The following is a 17,009-nucleotide window of genomic DNA, read 5'->3' as shown; positions in this document are numbered from 1 at the left end:
GCGCCGGAAACGGTTGCCTTGAGGCATGACCTCAGCAGCCGCAGACGCAGACGCCAACGCAGCCACAGGCGCAGCCAGAGACGCCGTCGGAGCCACAGACACAGACGGAGCCGTACCCGCGGCCGCCGTACGTCTCACCGGACTCCGCCGCTACTACGGCGACGTACGCGCCCTCGACGGCGTCGATCTCGCGCTCCCCGCCGGGTCCTTCACCGCCGTCATGGGGCCGTCCGGCTCCGGCAAGTCCACGCTGCTCCAGTGCGCCGCCGGGCTCGACCGGCCCACCGCCGGGCGGGTCGAGGTGGGCGGGACCGCCCTGGAGGGGCTGAGCGAGCGGCGGCTGACGCTGCTGCGCCGGGACCGGATCGGCTTCGTCTTCCAGTCCTTCAACCTGCTGCCGTCGCTGACGGCCGCCCAGAACGTCGCGCTCCCGCTGCGGCTCGCGGGCCGGCGGCCCTCGCGCGCCGAGGTGCGGGGTGCGCTGGAGCGGGTCGGCCTGGGCGCGCGGGCAGGGCACCGGCCCGGGGAGCTGTCCGGCGGCCAGCAGCAGCGGGTGGCGATCGCGCGGGCGCTGATCACCGGCCCCGCCGTCCTGTTCGGCGACGAGCCGACGGGCGCGCTGGACACGGCGACCAGCAGGGACGTCCTGGCGATGCTGCGCGAACTGGTCGACCGCGACGGCCAGACGATCGTCATGGTCACCCACGACCCGGTCGCCGCTTCGTACGCGGACCGCGTCGTCTTCCTCGTCGACGGCCGCGTCCACGGCGCCTTGACGTCGCCGACGGCACAACAGGTCGCCACGCGGATGGCGACGCTGGAGACGGAGGCCGTCGGTGCTGAGGCAGGGGGCCTCGCATGCTGATCGTCGCGCTCGCCGGACTCCGGACCCGCTGGGCCGGGTTCGTCGGAAGCTTCGTCGCGCTGGCGCTGGGCGTAGGGCTGCTCGCCACGATGGGGCTCGGGCTCGCGTCCACGCTCCATGCGCCCGAGCGGCAGCCGGAACGGTTCGCCGCCGCGCCCGTCGTCGTCCGGGGGCAGGACGCCGTCGTGGTCGACGTACGCCGGGGGCCGGACACCGTACAGGTCGGCAAGCGGCTCGACCGTCCACACCCTGTGGACACCGCACTCCTGAACGAACTGCGCACCCGCTGGCGGGTGACGGTCACCGGCGGCCCGGACGCCGTCGGCGTCCACGGGCCCGCCGACGAGGTCGGCGCCCTGGTCGGCGACCGCGCCACCGTCCTCACCGGCGGCGACCGGCGGCTCGCCGACCCCGACCCCGAGCGCGACGCCCAGGCGCTGGTCGCGCTCAACGCGCTGCTCGGAACGACCGGCGGCGTCACGTCCTTCGTGTCCGTCTTCGTCGTCGCCTCGACCTTCGCCTTCGCGGTCGCGCTGCGGCGCCGCGAGTTCGGGCTGCTGCGCACCGCCGGCGCGACCCCCGGCCAGGTCCGCCGACTGCTGCTGGCGGAAGCCGCGGGCGTCGGCGTCCTCGCGTCCGCCGCGGGCTGCGCGCTGGGCGCGTGGGCCGCCCCGCACCTCGCCCGGCTGCTCGTCGAGCAGGGTCTCGCACCCGGGTGGTTCGCGATCGGCGACGCCCGCTGGCCGTTCCACGCCGCGTTCTGGACGGGCGTGACGGTCGCCGTCGCCGGCGCGGTCGCCGCGTCCCGCCGGGCCGGCCGTATCGGGCCGGCCGCGGCGCTGCGCGAGGCCGACGTCGACAGCGGCGTCCTGCCGCTCGGCCGCCGCCTGCTCGGCGCGGCGCTGCTGCTGGCGGGGGCCGCGCTGCTCGTGCGGACGTACGTGGACGACCCGTACGCGCTGCTGAAGCGCAAGACGTACACGACGCAGCCGATGCTCCTGATCACCGGCGTCGCGCTGCTCGCCCCGCTCCTCGTGCGGCCGGTCGCGCGGCTGCTGCCGCTGCCCGGCGTCACGGGGCTGCTGGTGCGCGCGAACACCGCCGCCGCCCTGCGCCGTACGTCGGCCGTGGCCGCGCCGGTCCTGGTGACGGTCGCGCTGGCCGGCTCGCTGTTCGGCTCCGCCGTCACCGTGGCGACGGCGAAGGGCGCGGAGGCGCGGCAGCAGACGGTGGCGCGGTACGTGATCACGGGTGACGGGGGCGGGGGTAAGGGCGGGGGCGGGGGCGAGGGCGGGCTGGACGCGGGCCCGTTGCGCTCGTTGGGCTCGACGAGGGGCGCGACCGTGTCGGCGACCGCCGCGACCTCGGTGTTCGTACGTGACGGCGACTCCGCGCTGGTGAAGTACGGGGCCCGGGCCGTCGCCGATCCGGCCGCCTTCGCGGACCTCGCCCGGCTGCCGGTGCTGGCCGGGGACGTCCGGGACCTCGACGACCGCTCGATCGTCGTGAACGAGGAGTGGGAGCGGCGGCGGATCGGGGACCGGGTGCAGGTGTGGCTGGCGGACGGGCGGACGACGACGCTCCGGGTCGTGGCCGTCCTGGCGCCCGGGACCGGGGACAACGGGCCGTACGTGACCATGGCGAACGCACCGGGCGCGGGCCGGCCGGACCGCATCGACGTCGGGACCGGGGGCGGGGCCGGGGGCGAGGGCCGGGAGCCGGGCGCGGGGCTCGACAGGGCCATGGCGGCCACGGGCGGCACCGTGCGGACCGCCGACGCGTGGGCAGCCGAGACGCATCCGCCGGTCAGCCGTACGACGCGCCTCGGACTGCTGCTCGTGCTCGGCATCGCCGTGGTCTACACGGTGATCGCGCTGGCGAACACGCTGGTCATGGCGACGTCCGTGCGCGGTGCGGAGCTGGGCTCGCTGCGCCTGGCGGGGGCGACGCGGGCGCAGGTCCTGCGGGTGGTGGCGGGCGAGGCGCTGCTCTCGGTGGGGATCGGCTCGCTGCTGGGGGCGGCGGTGACGGCCGTGTGCCTGGGCGGGCTCGCGGCGGCGCTGGCGGCGCTGTCCGCGCCGGTGGTGGTGGCGGTGCCGTGGGGCGCGGTCGGGGCGGCGGCGGGGACGTGCGCGGTCGTCGCGGTGGTGGCGTCGGTGCTTCCCGCGTGGCGGCTGACGCGCTGAGCGGGGATGGTGGACGGAACGGGGCGGGGGCCGGGGTCGGAGCCGGGCCCCCGCCCCGCCTGGATCCGGTCCATCGATCCGATCCCTGGATCCGATCCCTGGATCCGACGCCTGGATCCGACGCCTCGATTATTCGTACAAATGTCCACTACTCGCCACGGGTGCGTACGGCTGTGCGGGCCCCGGGTAGATCCCGGACGACGAACCGCACAGGCTGGTCGTCGAGGGACCCGGGGAGGGGTTGAACGATGGGCGAGAACAAGCGGCGGATGCTGGCCGGCGAGTGGTACGTGCCGGACGATCCCGAGCTGGCCGCGGAGTCGGCGCGCGCGGTCACGCTCTGCGCGGCGTACAACGCGACGGGGGACGCGGTCCCGGATGCCGCGGGGCGGGCCAAGCTCCTGGCGGAGCTGCTGGGTTCGGTGGGCGAGGGAGTGAGGATCCGGGCACCGTTCCACTGCGACTTCGGGAGCTACATCAGCATCGGCGACGGCACGTTCGTGAACTTCAACGCGGTGTTCCTCGACATCGCGCCCATCACGATCGGCATGGACGTCCAGATCGGGCCCAACGTCCAACTCCTCACTCCGACGCATGAGCTGGACGCGGCACGGCGCAGGGAAGGCTGGGAGAAGGGCATACCGATCACGATCGGGGACAACGTGTGGCTGGGCGGCGGTGTGATCGTCTGCCCCGGCGTGACCATCGGCGCGAACACGGTGGTCGGCGCGGGCTCGGTCGTCGTCAAGGACCTGCCGGAGGGCGTCCTGGCGGTCGGCAACCCGGCCCGGGTGGTACGCGAACTGGAGTGAGGGGGCAGGGGCTCCGGCGGGCCGCCGCCGCGCCCGGGGCCCGCCCCCTCCTCTCCAGGGCCGGAGCAGGCGGCGTCACAGCCGGATGACGAGCTTGCCCTTGGCGTGGCCCGCCTGGCTCAGTTCCTGGGCCTTGGCGGCGAGGGCCAGGGGCAGGACCTGGTCGACGCGGACGTCGAGGCGGCCTTCGGCGGCGAGGCGGGCGTGTTCGGTGAGGCCCGCGCGGACGGTCTCCGGCGGGGTGCCGCCGGAGGAGAAGTGCACGCCGTACTGCTCCGCGTCATTGGCCGCGATGGTGACGATCCGCTCGGTCGAGCCGCCCGTCAGCTCGAGCGAGACCGGCAGGGTGTCGTGTCCGGCAGCGTCGAAGACCGCGTCGACGCCCTGCGGTGCAGCGGCCCGTACGCGGGCGGCGAGCCCGTCGCCGTACGTCACCGGGATCGCGCCGAGCGAGCGCAGGTAGTCGTGGTTGCGCTCGGACGCGGTGCCGACGACGGTGACGCCGGCGGCCACGGCGAGCTGCACCGCGATCGCCCCGACCGCGCCCGCCGCGCCGTGCAGCAGCAGGGTCTCGCCCCGCCGCACGCCGAGGCGGTCGAGGACGCGCTGCGCGGTCTCCCCGGCGACGGGGAGGCTCGCCGCCCGCTCCCAGGACAGCTCGGCGGGCTTGCGGACGATGTCCCCGGCCAGCGCGTACTCGGCGTAGGCGCCGGTCTTCGTCCAGCCCAGCACCTCGTCGCCGGGCGCGACCTCGGTGACGCCCTCGCCGACCGCGTCCACGGTGCCGGCGAACTCCAGGCCGGGGACGGCCGGGAAGGTCGTCGGGTAGAACTGCTCGACCCAGCCCTCGCGGCGCTTGTAGTCGAGCGGGTTGACCCCGACCGCGGCCACCCTGACCCGTACCTCGCCGGGGCCGGGCTCGGGCACGGGCGCCCCGGTCGTGTGGCGCAGTACCTCGGGGCCGCCGAACTCCTCGTACACGATCGCTTCCATGACGGACCGTCTCCATTCATCACAGTTCCGGCCGTTGGGACCCGGCCGGTCGGTTGGCATGACTCAACCTTCGGCGGGAGGCGACCCCGACCCGGCCCGTCCATCGACCAGTTCGACCTACCCGAAAGGCCAGCCCGTGTTCCTGTCCGATTGCCTAGGCTTGCGGCATGGACCTGATCCGAGTCGTGCCGCCCGCCGCCGAAGACCCCGGTCCCGACCCGGCACCGTCACCGGCGCCGACGTCCGCGCCCGTGCTCTCCGCGCACGACCCGGCAGCCGCGACGGCCGCGCTGGCGGCGGCGCACGACATCGTGCGGCGGCCGCTCGGGACGGTGCTGCCGCGGGTCTCCGAGGTCCTCGCCCCGCTGATCCCGCACCGGGCGGCCGCGGAGCTCTCCACACACTGCGCCCATTCGCCGTTCAAGTCCCACGGGGAGGAGGGGGCGCCGGCCGGGCTGCCGACCGCCGCCGACCTGGCCCCGTACCTGACGTCCGGCGCGGCAGGCCGGCCGTGGCAGGGCGTCGCCACCGTGGGCGGCGCGGCGCGCGAGGTCGTGGTCGTACGGAGCGACGCCACACCGCGCGGCGCGGTGCTCGTCCTCGTACGGGAGGACGGCGCGGCCCCCGTCGGCGCGGAGGCGCTCGCGGTCGCCCAGGCGCTGTGGGACCTGGTGACGGCGCACTTCGACCGCTTCGCGGCCGAGGCGCTGCCCGGCGCGCTGGCCCGCTCGCGGGCGGCCGCCGACACCCGGGCCCGGGTGATCGCCGAGCTGACCGGCGCGCACACGGCGACGCTGTCCGCGCTGCTCGGGGTGCTCCGCAGCCGGGCCCTGGACGACGCGGCGGCGCGGGCGACGGCGACCGAGCTGTCGGTGTCCGCGCTGGTGGAGCTGCGCGCGGCCTCGGAGATGGACCGCTCGCTGGCCGAGGAACGCGCCGACGAGGCGTTCGCCCGGCTTGCGGACGGGCTGCGCCCGCTGCTGCGGCACAGCACGGTCCGCCTCGAACTGGGCCCGCCCGACGCGACGCACCGCATCGCCGCGGACGTGGCGCACAGCGCGCGGGCGATCGTCCGTGCCCTGGTGCTGATCGTCCTGGAGCAGGACGCGGTCTCCCGGGTCCACGTCGGCTGGCAGTTCACCGAGCACGAACTGCGGGCGACGGTGCGCGACGACGGACCGGGCACGATCCAGTCGTGCCGGATCGGCGCGGGCACCATCGCGGACCGGCTGGAGGTCCTGGGCGGCCGGATGCACGTGGACGCGGTGCCCGGCTGGGGCACCACGCTCACGGCCGCGATCCCGCTGGCCACTCCGGACGCCCCCACGGGCGCCGCCGACCCGCTCACCGCCCTGGGCGCGCGGGAGCTGGAGGTCCTCAAGCATCTGGCGCTCGGTCACCGCAACCGGGTGATCGCGCAGGAGCTGCACATCAGTGAGTCGACGGTGAAGTTCCACGTGGCGAACATCCTGACCAAGCTCGGCGTCGGCTCGCGCGGCGAGGCCGCCGCGCTCTTCCACGCCGCCGCCTGACACGACGGGTCCCAGGCCGACCTGACCCGCCCCGGCCTGCCTCCGGTCCGGCCTCCTCCGCTCTGTCAGTGCCGGATGCCAGACTCGCACCCATGAACGAACGGTGGGCGCTCGCGCCGGAGGCGGAGGGGGACGGCGCGCGGCTCGTCCCGCTCGGCCCCGACGGCACGCCCGCCGGCGAGGTGCGGCGCGAGCCGGACCTCGTGGCGGCCGTCCGCGCCCGGCCGGAGGTCGCCCGCTGGGTGTGGCGGTCCACCGGGGAGGTCTACCCCCGGCTCCTGGCCGCCGGGGTGCGGGTCGAGCGCTGCTACGACGTCGAGGACGCCGAACTGCTGCTGCTCGGCCACGAGGGGCGCCTCGGCGAGCCCCGGTCCGCGGCCGCCGCCTGGGCCCGGCTGCACCACGCCCCCGTACCGCCGGACCCGCTCGCCCGCGCCGCCGAACCGGGCTCGCAGGACTCGCTGTTCGAGCCGCGCCCCGCCTCGGCCCCGCTGGCGTTCGAGGGCCTCCTGGAGGTGTACGCGGAACAGCAGCGCCGGCACGACGCGGCGGAGCACCCGGGCCGGATGCGGCTGCTCACGGCCGCCGAGTCGGCGGGCCTGCTCGTCGCGGCGGAGATGCACCGCGCCGGGCTGCCGTGGCGGGCCGACGTGCACCGCGAGCTGCTGCGGGAGCTGCTGGGCGAGCGGTACGCGGGCGGCGGCGAGCCGCGCCGTCTGGCCGAGCTCGCGGACGAGGTGTCCGCCGCGTTCGGCCGCCGGGTCCGCCCCGACCTGCCCGCCGACGTGATCCGCGCCTTCGCCCAGGCGGGGATCCGGCTGCGGTCCACCCGCCGCTGGGAGCTGGCCGAGCTGGACCACCCGGCGGTGGAGCCGCTGCTCGCGTACAAGAAGCTGTACCGGATCTGGACCGCGCACGGCTGGAGCTGGCTCCAGGACTGGGTGCGGGACGGCCGGTTCCGGCCCGAGTACCTGCCCGGCGGCACGGTCAGCGGCCGCTGGACGACCAACGGCGGCGGCGCGCTGCAGATCCCGAAGGTGATCCGGCAGGCCGTCGTCGCCGACGAGGGCTGGCGGCTGGTCGTCGCCGACGCCGACCAGATGGAGCCGCGGGTGCTCGCCGCGATCTCCCGCGACCCCGGACTGATGGAGGTCGCCGGCCACCACGACGACCTGTACACCCGGCTCTCCGACCGGGCCTTCTCCGGCGACCGGGAGCACGCCAAGCTGGCGCTGCTCGGCGCGATCTACGGTCAGACCAGCGGCGACGGCCTGAAGAACCTGGCAGCCCTGCGGCGCCGCTTCCCCCGCGCCGTGGCCTACGTCGACGACGCGGCGAAGGCCGGCGAGGAGGGGCGGCTGGTCCGCACCTGGCTCGGCCGCACCAGCCCGCGCGCCGCGGGCGCGGCGGACGCCGACGAGGCGGGCATCCCGCAGGAGCCGGAGGCCGGCACCGGCCCGGCGGGCGGCGACGGCGGCGGGTTCGTCCCCGGGTACGCCTCCGGCGACGCCCGGGCCCGGGGCCGCTTCACCAGGAACTTCGTGGTCCAGGGCAGCGCCGCCGACTGGGCGCTGCTGATGCTCGCCGCGCTGCGCCGGGCGACCGCGGGGATGCGGGCCGAGCTGGTCTTCTTCCAGCACGACGAGGTGATCGTGCACTGCCCGGCCGAGGAGGCCGAGGCGGTGGCGGAGGCGATCCGTGCGGCCGGGAACGAGGCGGGCCGGATCGCCTTCGGCGAGACCCCGGTCCGCTTCCCGTTCACCATCGCCACGGTGGAGCGGTACTCGGACGCGAAGTGAGCCCGGCGGCATACGGCGGACCGGGCGCGAGTACGGACCCCGCCTGCGCAGGTCGAACGGCGCAGGTCGAACCGGTCCCCGACGGCGCCGCCGCGCCGCCGGGGACCGGTGTCATGGGGTGCCTACCGCTGTGCGGTCCCCGGCAGGGCCTGCCACTTCGGGCTGAGCGCGATGGCCTTCAGCTGCTCCATGGTCAGCGCCGGCTCCTTCCGCGTGGCCGGCTCGTGCTGCGCGCCCGTGTTGAACGCGGAGATCACGACCCGGAACCCGTCCGGACGCATGGTGTCGGCCGTCCACCAGACGACGTTCTTGCCACCCTTCTCGCCCGGCTTCTTCTCCAGCTTGACCAGCGTCCCGTCGGGCAGCGTCTCCACGCCGCTGCCGCTGAACAGGTCGTCCATCACGTCCCGCATGTTCGGCTGCACGTTGATCCCGACGAGGCTGTTGCCCTTGCCGTCGTCGACGACCAGGGACCCGTACCCGTCCTGACCGTGGTCGCTGACGACCCCCAGCCCCTTGGGCAGCAGCGAGCGCAGCGTCGCCTGGATGTCCGCCGAGGACGGCTCCGCGGGCGGCTGGGCGTGACCGGGGCCGGTGTCGTCGGGCTTCGGCAGGGCCGGCAGTTGCTTCAGCAGCGGTACCCAGCCCGCGGCGGTGACCAGGGTCTTCAGCTGCGCCGGCGAGAACGGCGGCTTCGAACGGCTGACCTCGGCGCCCTTCTGGGCGGGGGCGTTCCACTCGCTCGCGTCGATGAGGAAGCCGTCCCGGGTGAGCAGCACCGCCCGCCAGTTCTTCGTCTCCTCGCGCCGGTCGGGGTACTCGTAGCCCTGGAACACCATCAGCCGGGCTCCGCCGGCCACCGTGGTGGAGGTGCAGTCGTCGTACTCGACGGCCGTCTCGTCAGGGCAGGTGACCTGGTCGCGCCCGGACTCGCCGGTGTCGCCGGCCCGGTACAGGCCGACGGATACGGCCGCCTTGCCCTTGCCGTCGTCGTACACGCCGGTCACGGACTGCCCCGTGCCGCCGAGGTTGTCGATCTTCCAGTCGCCGGCCGGGGTGTTCTGCTTCAGGACCCTGGCCAGGTCCTGGACCGGGATCCGCGCCTCCGGCATCGGCTTCCGGGCCTTCCCCGTCCCGTTCGCGCCGACCGACGACTGGGTCGCGACGTCGGCCGAGCCGTTCCCCCCGAACAGCCCGCCGCCGTACGCGCCGGCCGTGCCGACCAGGGCGAGCGCGAGCACGCTGCCGCCCACGGCGACGGCGCGACGGCGCGCCAGCCGGCGCCGGCCGCGGCTCAGCCCGCCGGAGGCGAGGTCCGGCAGGGTGACGGCGCTGAAGCTGTCCCCGGCGCGGTGGAGCACCGTGCCGAGTTCCTCCTCGAACGGGTTCGGGTCCTGGTCCTGGCGCATGCCGAATCAACTCCGGTCGGTGTGTGCGGTCATCGGAAACGGTGTCTCGTCGGGCTCGGCGGGGCCCGGCGCAGTCACCGCGGTGTCTCTCAGCGGGCGGCGAACTCGGCGATGCTGCCGCCGAGCCGTTCCCTGAGCTTCGCCAGGGCCCGCACCGAACGGGTGCGGACCGCGGCGGAACTGACGTGCAGGGCGTCGGCGGTCTCCTCGATGCTGCGGTCCTCCCAGTAGCGGAGCACCACGACCGCCCGGTCCTTCGGCGCCAGCGCGGCCAGCGCGTCGAGGAGGGCGATGCGCAGCGCCGGGTCGTCCCCGTTGTCGGTGACGCGGTCGGGCAGCTCCCCCAGCGGCCGCTCGGTCGCGGACCTCCTGCGCCGGTGGCTCAGGAAGGTCCGCACCAGCACGGTCTGCGCGTACCCGGCGGGGTTGCCGATCCGGGAGGCGCGTCCCCACAGCGCGTACATCCGGCCCAGCGTCTCCTGCACCAGATCCTCGGCCAGGTGGACGTCCCCGCTGGTCAGCAGGCATGCCGACCGGAAGAGATGCCCGGAGCGCGCGGAGGCGAACTCCATGAACTCGTCCGTGCGGGACCTTCTCATGCGCCGCGTCTCCCCCGTTGTCCTTCGTTCTTCGCCCTACACCTCAATGACGCGATGGCCCGCACGGAATGTTTCACACGGATTCCCTGTGGTGCCGCGAACAGGACTGATACGACCTCGGACCGGGTATTTGTCCGGTTATGAACGCATTTGCCCTGCACTCCGCAGACATGACGTCGGCAGCCGGGGTCTGGCAGTCAGGACTGGGCCAGGTCCTGGGCGGTCTGATCCTCGTCGCCCTTCTGCTCGGCGCCTTCGCCTGGGGGTGGTACCTCCGGAACCGCGAGTCCCGGACCCCGAAGCCGGAGGAGCAACCGCACCGGCCGGAGACCGACGAGCTGCCCGGCGAGATGACCGAGTACCGCCGACCTGCGGTGATGCCGCAGACGGACGGGGAGCACCGGCTCATGCCCTACCAGCTCAACGACTCGGGCACCTCCGGCACCGAGACCTCCCCGGAGCCACCGAGCGAGGAGAAGCGGCGCTGGGGCGGCATCTCCAGCGGCGGATTCGGCAGCGGCGGCCCCGGCCACGGCGACTGAGCGGCGCCGGAACGCGCCATGCCGTCGCAGGAGACCGTCGCGGCCCTGCCCGCGCTGTTCGAGGAGCACCGGCCGCAGCTGCGCGCGGTCGCGTACCGGATGCTCGGCTCGTTCGCCGAGGCGGACGAGGCCGTACAGGAGACCCGCCGACGCCTGGAACGTACGGGCGCCGCACCCGTCGCGGATCCGGGCCGGTGGCTGGTCACGGCCGTCGGCCGGGTGTCGCTGGAGATGCTGCGCGCCCGGCCGCCGGGCCGTGAGCCGCCGACCGCACCGGACGCGGAGGCCGCCGATCCGGAGGAGCGGGGGCTGCTCGCCGACACGGCGGATCACGCCGTACTGCAGGTCCTGGACACGCTCACCCCCGCCGAGCGCCTGGCGTTCGTCCTGCACGACCTGTTCTCGGTGCCCGTCGACGAGATCGCGCCGCTCGTCGAGCGCACCCCGGCCGCGACCCGCCAGCTCGCCGCCCGGGCCCGCCGGCGTACCGAGGGCCTGGACGACCTGCCGGAACCCGACCCCGAGCAGCAGCGGCAGGTCGTCGCGGCGTTCCTGGCGGCGGCCCGAAGCGGCGACGCGGAGGCCCTGGAGGCCCTGCTGGACCCGGACGCGGTGCTGCGCACCGACGAGACGACCACCGCCCACGGCGCGCGGCCGGTCGCCCGGACCGTCGCCGAGCGGGCGGCGGCGGCGACGCCGGCGCTGGTCAACGGCGTCGCGGGCCTGGTGTGGCCCGCGGAGGGCTCGCCGCGGACGGTCCTGGCCTTCACGGTCCTGGACGGCCGGATCACGGCGATCGACGTCATCGCGGACGAGCCCCATCTGGCCCGCGTGCACCTGAGCCCGACCGGGCCGTGACGATCCCGCCGCCCTCCTGCGGCAGCTCCCGCCGCGTGCGAACGGGCGACAGGAGGACGGGCAGGAACGAGACGGCCATCACGACGCCGCCGGCCCACAGGGCGAGGCGGAGTCCGACGAGTTCGCCCAGTACCCCGGACAGTGCGGCGCCGACGGCCAGCGCGCCCGTCAGCAGGAAGCGGAAGGTCGCGTTCATGCGGCCGAGGAGCGTGTCGGGGGTCATCCGCTGACGCAGGCTGACGCCGACGACGTTGTTCGTACCGACCATGAAGAGCACGAGCAGCCAGCCCGCGGCCGCGACCCACAGCCAGGCGCCCCGGTCGATCAGCGGGACCAGCAGCCCGGCCGGCGCCAGACACACCCCGACGACGCTGAGGGACCGCCCGTACCCGAGCCGCGCCGCGAACCATCCGGCGCAGCGCGACCCGAGCAGGATCCCGAGCCCGCCGACCGCCCAGAAGGCCCCCAGCGCGCCCGCGGACAGCCCGAGTTCGCGCACGAACAGCACGGGGAGCATCGTGTTGACGATCTGCATGCCGAAGTTGACGACGGCGGCGGAGAGGGCGAGCGCCCGCAGCTCGCGGTTCCCGAGCACATGCCGCAGTCCTTCGGCGATCTGTGCCCGCAGCCCGGCGGCCGCCTTGCCCGCCCCGTCTGCCTCGTCCGCCCTGTCCGCATCGTCCGCCTTCTCCGGCGCCCGAGGCGGAACCGCGCCGCCGTCCCGCACCCCGGCGAGCCGGATCGCGGAGCCGAGATGGCTCACCGCGGTCCAGACGAGGGCGAGCGGCGCGGTCAGCCACTGCACGAGCGCCCCTCCCGCGCCGCGGCCGGCGACGTTCGCGGCGGCCTGGAGGCCGACCATCGCGGAGTTGGCGGCCACCAGGCCGTCCCGGCCCACGAGTCGGGGCAGCACGCTCTGCGAGGTGACGTCGAAGAACACGGTCGCGCAGCCGCCCAGGAACACGATCGCGTACAGCTGCCCGAGCGTGAGGACGTCCAGCCACCAGGCGAGCGGCACGGAGGCGAAGAGCAGGCCCCGGGCGAGATCCGCGACGATCAGCACCCGCCGCTGCCGCATCCGGTCCACCCAGGCCCCGGCCGGCAGCCCGATCAGCAGGAACGCCACGGTGCTCAGCGTCGCCAGCGCCCCCACCTCGCCGGGCCCGGCGTCCAGGGAGGCGACGGCGACGAGCGGCAGCGCGACGTAGCCGACGTTGGTTCCGAGATTGCCGAGCACGGCGGCCGAGAACAGGGCCCGGAAGTCGGCCACCCGCCAAGGGGAGTCAGCACGCATGGTTCTGACGCTGCCGCAGATGAATCGACAGCACAATCAAATAATCCTCAGGGAACGCTTAAGCACAGCTAACCGAACGAGCACCTGCCACGGGGTACTAGTCCTCCTCGGCGTCAGGAGTCGGGCGCGGCTTGCGGATGGGGCGGGAGAACGCCTTGAGCGCGGCTGCGAAGCGCTTCGACCACTCCTCGGAGGGGTCGAGGCAGCCCGTGATCTTCTCGAGGCGGGACGGGGCGTAGCGCCCGTGGTAGTACTGCCGGGTCTTGGTGCCCTTGCGGGCCTTCCAACGAGGTTCGCCGACCGGACAGGGGTCGTCGCCGTCGAGCTGGGCGCGCATCGTTTCGGCGACGTGTCCCGCGAGTGCGGCCGGTTCGCCGATGGCACCGCCCCGGTCGGCGACCGCGCGGTCCACGGCCTGGCCGATGGCGCACTCGACGAGGCGGCGGTCGCCGGTCCACAACGGTTGCAGGGAGCGACGCATCGCGTCGCCGGGGAGCGGCGTGGTCCAGCCGAGCATGTGGGCCGCGACGGACATCTCCGCCCAGAGGGTGATCCGCAACTCCTGCTGTTCGGTGAGGTGCTGTGCGGTGCGGAGCTGCCGGAGCGTACACGGCATGGCGTGGCACTCCTTGCCGCAGGCGCGGCTGCGCGGGGCGACGAGCGGAGCCGGTGAGGCGGGGCGGATCACCGCACCGTCCTCCCGCTCGGTGCCGTCTTCCATGCGCACGAGCAGGGGGTAGTCCATGCCGTCGGTGAAGACGGCGGCCTCGCCCGGCTTGAGGGTGACGAGGTATTCGGACTGGGATTCCGTGATGTTCATGGTCGCGCCGACCGCCTCGCGATCGTCCTGGGCCGGAAGCCGGTGGACGATCTTGACGGCGGTGTTCTTGATGAGGTCGGGGACCAGCCTGCTGGGTATCTGGTCGGCGACGACCAGGCCCTCCCCGTAGGCGCGGATCTCCGCCAGCAGGCCGGCGAACATCTCCACGGCGTGTGCGCTCGCCCCACTGCTCTGCGAGCGGCGCAGCAGCCGGTGGGCCTCCTCGAAGACGGTCAGGTGCCGCAGGGGGAAAGCCAGCCGGCGGGTCGTGCGCTGCTCCATGCGCAGGTACTCCACGAGCCTGATGAGGACGGTGCCCATCAGGAACGCCTTGTCCTTGTCGTCGCCGACGTCCTCGATCTCGAACACGACGTTGTGTCGCAGCAGTTCCCCGAAGTCGATGGGGTGCCCGCCCTCGAAGAACCGACCCGTGGTGCCGAGCCGCAGGCTGGTGAGGCGGATCTTGATGAAGCCGCGGACGTTGCCGGTGATCTCCTTGCCGTAGCCGATTTCGGAGACCACCTTCAGGGCGGTGTCCTCCAGGTCCTCCAGGGTGGGATAGCGGGGTTCGGTGCCGGGGAACCGCGGCTCGCCCAGCGTCAGGTCCCAGCCCAGGTCCTCGTACACCCGCGTCAGGGCTGCGCTGAGCACCTGGGGGAACGGATCCTGGGGGTCGAAGGAGGCGAGGAACAGCGCCCGGACCATGTCCAGGTGGGTCTGGAGCGGGAAGCGTTCACCGTCGCCGTAGACGGAGGGTTCCAGTGGGTTCAGCCCGGCGGGGAGGGCGGCGAGCTCGCCCGGCTTGATGACGATGACCTCGCCTTCGTCGCCGAGGCGCGCCGACATGAACCGGTACTCGGCCTTGGCCGGTTCGACGACCAGCCACGGCAGACGTTCCCGGGATGCGGCTTCGAGCAGGCCGCGTACGGTCTGGGACTTGCCGCCGCCGGTCGCGCCGCAGACGAAGGTGTGCCGGTTGAGGCTGGATCGCGGGAGCGAGAAGTCGCCGACGGGGTGGAGGTTGCGGTCGAGGACCGAGCCGAGGCGGACCGGGATCCCACCGGACTCGGCGGCGGGGCGGCTCTCGGGGGTGACGTCGAACTCGGGCCGGAGGGCGAACCGCACTCCGGGGATCTCCTGGACCGGGGGCCGGGCGAGCGCGGCCAGCAGATCGGACGAGGCGTCGAATCCGACGTTGCGGTCGATGACGGAGCTCAGTCCGGCTACCTCGCCGTGGGGCTTGAGGGCGTACGGCAGGCCTTCCAGGTCGGCCGACGAACACACCAGGGACGCCACCCGGGTCGCCGCCTGCGGGGTGCGGCCGCCGGCGAGCAGCCGGATGTGCCACAGCCCCCTCGACGAGGCCTTGGCCAGCTCGCGCTGGCGGCGGTTCAGCCTGGTGGCGTCCATGGCGTATTCGGGGGCGATGATCGACGTGAGCTCCGCGCTGTGCTTGCGGTCCGCGACGTCGTTGATCAGTTCGTCGATCACGCCGGCGCCTACGGGTTCCGCGAACACCAGCCAGGCGAAGGGCCCCTGCCACACGCTCAGCAGGCAGTCCTCCAGGGTCGGCCGGAGCACGGAGGACACCGGATCCCGCGGCTGCTCGTCCATCAGCAGCCCGTCGGTGATCCCGGATATCGACGTCCAGTACGGGAACGCCTCCAGCGCATCCGCGACGACGCCGCTGCCCTGCCGCCTCGCCCGCGCCCCGGCCGGAAGGCTCAGAAGTGCCGTGTCCGTTCCGGGCCCGGCCGGGTCGCCCACCAGGGCGGAGCCGCCCACGAACACGTCGAGAGGCCGACCCGCCACGGGGCGGGACCAGCCGAGCAGAACGGCACCGCTGTCCGGCCCGGCCGAGTGGTAGGCGGAGACGAGCGCGGCGAGCCGCTGCCCCCGCAGTTCGTCGAAGCCCCCGGAACCCGCGGGCCGGGAGACCGCCGGCCTGGGGATCTCCTCGACCAAGCAGGTGTCCATGGACTGGAGTTGCTGCCAGGGCCCGAGCCGCATCGCCGTCATGAACACCAGAGCCTACGGTGATCATGAAACGCAGTCATCCGAGGGGCCGCAGGAAAAGCAAAAGCCCCAGGTCACGGCGAGTGAGTCCTGAGGCCTTCGACAGAGCCGCCTTCGGGATTCGAACCCGAGACCTACGCATTACGAGGTCTTGATGACCCCTGCCCGGACCAGCATCTAAGCCGTGACAGCGCCCTGACCTGCGAGTTTTCTTTCCCGGGCAATCTTCGACTATCCCCAACTTTCCCGGAGTCACGTGTACGGCATGTGTACGGCTACTCCGGCGGCCGGTTGTACCTGGCGAGGGTGGACTGCGTCGTCGAGGCGTCGCGGAAGACCAGCTCCCACGGCCCGGTGTTGATGTCCATGTCCTTGCCGAAGCCGACCCACTTGCCCGCCATGCGCCGGCCTGTCGGTTCGACGAGCATCTGCACGGCTCCGTGGTAGCGGGCGCCGCGGTAGTAGCCGTCGGTGGCGGTCTGCTCGACCCATGTGCCGGTGACGACGCTTCCGTCGGCTGTGAGGTCCATGGTGAGCGGGGAGTCGGGGTTGGTGGAGGCTCCGGGCAGGGATCGGACGGTGAGCCGGTTGCCGTGCTGCAGGACGACGACGTGGTGCTGGCAGATGTAGGTGGTGTCGCGGCCGCTGGAGTAGAACTCGTAGCGGGAGAGCCAGACGCCGGAGTAGTTGGCGCGCGGTTCCTGCTGGGTGCCGGCGACGGTTACGGGCGGCGCTACGCCTTCCTCGGTGGCGGCGACGTCGTGGCCGCCCTGGCCGTCGTTGCCGACGCGTGCTGTGGGGACGATGCCGGCGAAGCCGAGTGAGGCGATGGGGAGGCCGGTGACGGTCTCGAGGGCGCGGGCGTATTCGGGGCGGGGTGCGGTGACGGTGCCGGATTCCCAGCGCTGTACGAGCCGCTTGGTGGCTCCGTTGGGGCGGCCGACCCGTTCGCCGGCCTGGCGGATTGCGTGGGCGAGATCGTCCTGGCTCATGAGCATTCCCATGCGTACAGCCCGGAGTGTCGGGTTCGGTGTGGTCATGGGCTCAACGTAGCGCGAACGCGCGTTCAGTGACACCGAAATGACGCCCCATCGGACGCCGAAGTGTCGCCTCCCGTGACGCCGCGCCAGGCGTCAAACGGGCGTCATGGTGAGACCGTCCAGCGCCCTCACCAGGAGGAATGGCATGGGGTTACGACGGGATACCCAAGAGTCGTCGCGTGAGTTGCTTTTCGACTCATCCAGGCTTACAGTCGACTCATCGCTTCCGAAAACGGAAGCGGCC

At 73.7% G+C, this 17,009-nt stretch carries 13 protein-coding genes; 7 read left to right on the top strand and 6 right to left on the bottom strand.

Annotation, left to right across the window (positions count from 1 at the left end; genetic code table 11):
- Window positions 1–25: 25 nt before the first annotated feature.
- From ACGFMM_RS11295 to ACGFMM_RS11285, 3 genes are all read left to right on the top strand, one after another.
- Window positions 26–865 (top strand): ABC transporter ATP-binding protein, encoded by an 840-nt coding sequence (locus ACGFMM_RS11295; RefSeq protein ID WP_393645382.1) that lies wholly within the window; start codon window positions 26–28, stop codon window positions 863–865.
- On the top strand, window positions 859–3,051 hold the full coding sequence (locus tag ACGFMM_RS11290; RefSeq protein ID WP_393645381.1) for an FtsX-like permease family protein: 2,193 nt from the start codon (window positions 859–861) through the stop codon (window positions 3,049–3,051). Before ACGFMM_RS11295 ends, ACGFMM_RS11290 begins: the two co-directional genes overlap by 7 nt.
- Before the next feature lie 248 nt (window positions 3,052–3,299).
- Window positions 3,300–3,863 carry a sugar O-acetyltransferase gene (locus ACGFMM_RS11285; RefSeq protein ID WP_393645379.1) on the top strand — a complete coding sequence of 188 codons (564 nt, stop codon included), beginning with the start codon at window positions 3,300–3,302 and terminating at the stop codon, window positions 3,861–3,863.
- 75 nt (window positions 3,864–3,938) lie between these two features.
- Here the strand turns inward: ACGFMM_RS11285 and ACGFMM_RS11280 are convergent, their stop codons facing one another.
- The gene (locus tag ACGFMM_RS11280) at window positions 3,939–4,856 is read right to left on the bottom strand and encodes an NADP-dependent oxidoreductase (protein WP_393645377.1); all 918 of its coding nucleotides are present in this window, start codon (window positions 4,854–4,856) and stop codon (window positions 3,939–3,941) included.
- Between the two features lie 167 nt (window positions 4,857–5,023).
- On the opposite strand from ACGFMM_RS11280, the gene ACGFMM_RS11275 reads away from it, so the two are divergent.
- Both ACGFMM_RS11275 and ACGFMM_RS11270 read left to right on the top strand, forming a co-directional pair.
- Window positions 5,024–6,388, top strand: coding sequence for a LuxR C-terminal-related transcriptional regulator (locus ACGFMM_RS11275; protein WP_393645375.1), 1,365 nt, complete (start codon window positions 5,024–5,026; stop codon window positions 6,386–6,388).
- Between the two features lie 92 nt (window positions 6,389–6,480).
- Window positions 6,481–8,187 (top strand): bifunctional 3'-5' exonuclease/DNA polymerase, encoded by a 1,707-nt coding sequence (locus tag ACGFMM_RS11270; RefSeq protein WP_393645373.1) that lies wholly within the window; start codon window positions 6,481–6,483, stop codon window positions 8,185–8,187.
- A gap of 122 nt (window positions 8,188–8,309) precedes the next feature.
- Here the strand turns inward: ACGFMM_RS11270 and ACGFMM_RS11265 are convergent, their stop codons facing one another.
- Both ACGFMM_RS11265 and ACGFMM_RS11260 read right to left on the bottom strand, forming a co-directional pair.
- Window positions 8,310–9,596: a hypothetical protein gene (locus ACGFMM_RS11265; protein WP_393645372.1), complete on the bottom strand. Its 1,287-nt coding sequence runs from the start codon at window positions 9,594–9,596 to the stop codon at window positions 8,310–8,312.
- Between the two features lie 89 nt (window positions 9,597–9,685).
- On the bottom strand, window positions 9,686–10,195 hold the full coding sequence (locus ACGFMM_RS11260) for a SigE family RNA polymerase sigma factor (protein ID WP_393645371.1): 510 nt from the start codon (window positions 10,193–10,195) through the stop codon (window positions 9,686–9,688).
- 170 nt (window positions 10,196–10,365) lie between these two features.
- On the opposite strand from ACGFMM_RS11260, the gene ACGFMM_RS11255 reads away from it, so the two are divergent.
- Entirely contained in the window at window positions 10,366–10,737 is a 372-nt protein-coding gene (locus tag ACGFMM_RS11255) for a DUF6479 family protein (RefSeq protein WP_393645369.1), read from the top strand.
- Window positions 10,738–10,755: 18 nt separating this feature from the next.
- Window positions 10,756–11,595 carry a sigma-70 family RNA polymerase sigma factor gene (locus ACGFMM_RS11250; RefSeq protein ID WP_393645367.1) on the top strand — a complete coding sequence of 280 codons (840 nt, stop codon included), beginning with the start codon at window positions 10,756–10,758 and terminating at the stop codon, window positions 11,593–11,595.
- Here ACGFMM_RS11250 and ACGFMM_RS11245 read toward each other — a convergent pair.
- From ACGFMM_RS11245 to ACGFMM_RS11235, 3 genes are all read right to left on the bottom strand, one after another.
- Window positions 11,540–12,889, bottom strand: coding sequence for an MFS transporter (locus ACGFMM_RS11245; protein WP_393645365.1), 1,350 nt, complete (start codon window positions 12,887–12,889; stop codon window positions 11,540–11,542). The two genes, ACGFMM_RS11250 and ACGFMM_RS11245, sit on opposite strands and share 56 nt — an antisense overlap.
- A 97-nt stretch (window positions 12,890–12,986) precedes the next feature.
- Window positions 12,987–15,728 carry an ATP-binding protein gene (locus ACGFMM_RS11240; protein ID WP_393645363.1) on the bottom strand — a complete coding sequence of 914 codons (2,742 nt, stop codon included), beginning with the start codon at window positions 15,726–15,728 and terminating at the stop codon, window positions 12,987–12,989.
- Between the two features lie 272 nt (window positions 15,729–16,000).
- On the bottom strand, window positions 16,001–16,765 hold the full coding sequence (locus tag ACGFMM_RS11235; RefSeq protein ID WP_393645361.1) for a multiprotein-bridging factor 1 family protein: 765 nt from the start codon (window positions 16,763–16,765) through the stop codon (window positions 16,001–16,003).
- Between the last annotated feature and the right edge of the window lie 244 nt (window positions 16,766–17,009).

Origin of the sequence: Streptomyces sp. NPDC048604, assembly GCF_043199435.1 — a bacterium.
GTDB lineage: Bacteria > Actinomycetota > Actinomycetes > Streptomycetales > Streptomycetaceae > Streptomyces.
The sequence above is the reverse complement of the archived record's forward strand: the minus strand, read 5'-3'. Positions and strand labels throughout refer to the sequence as shown.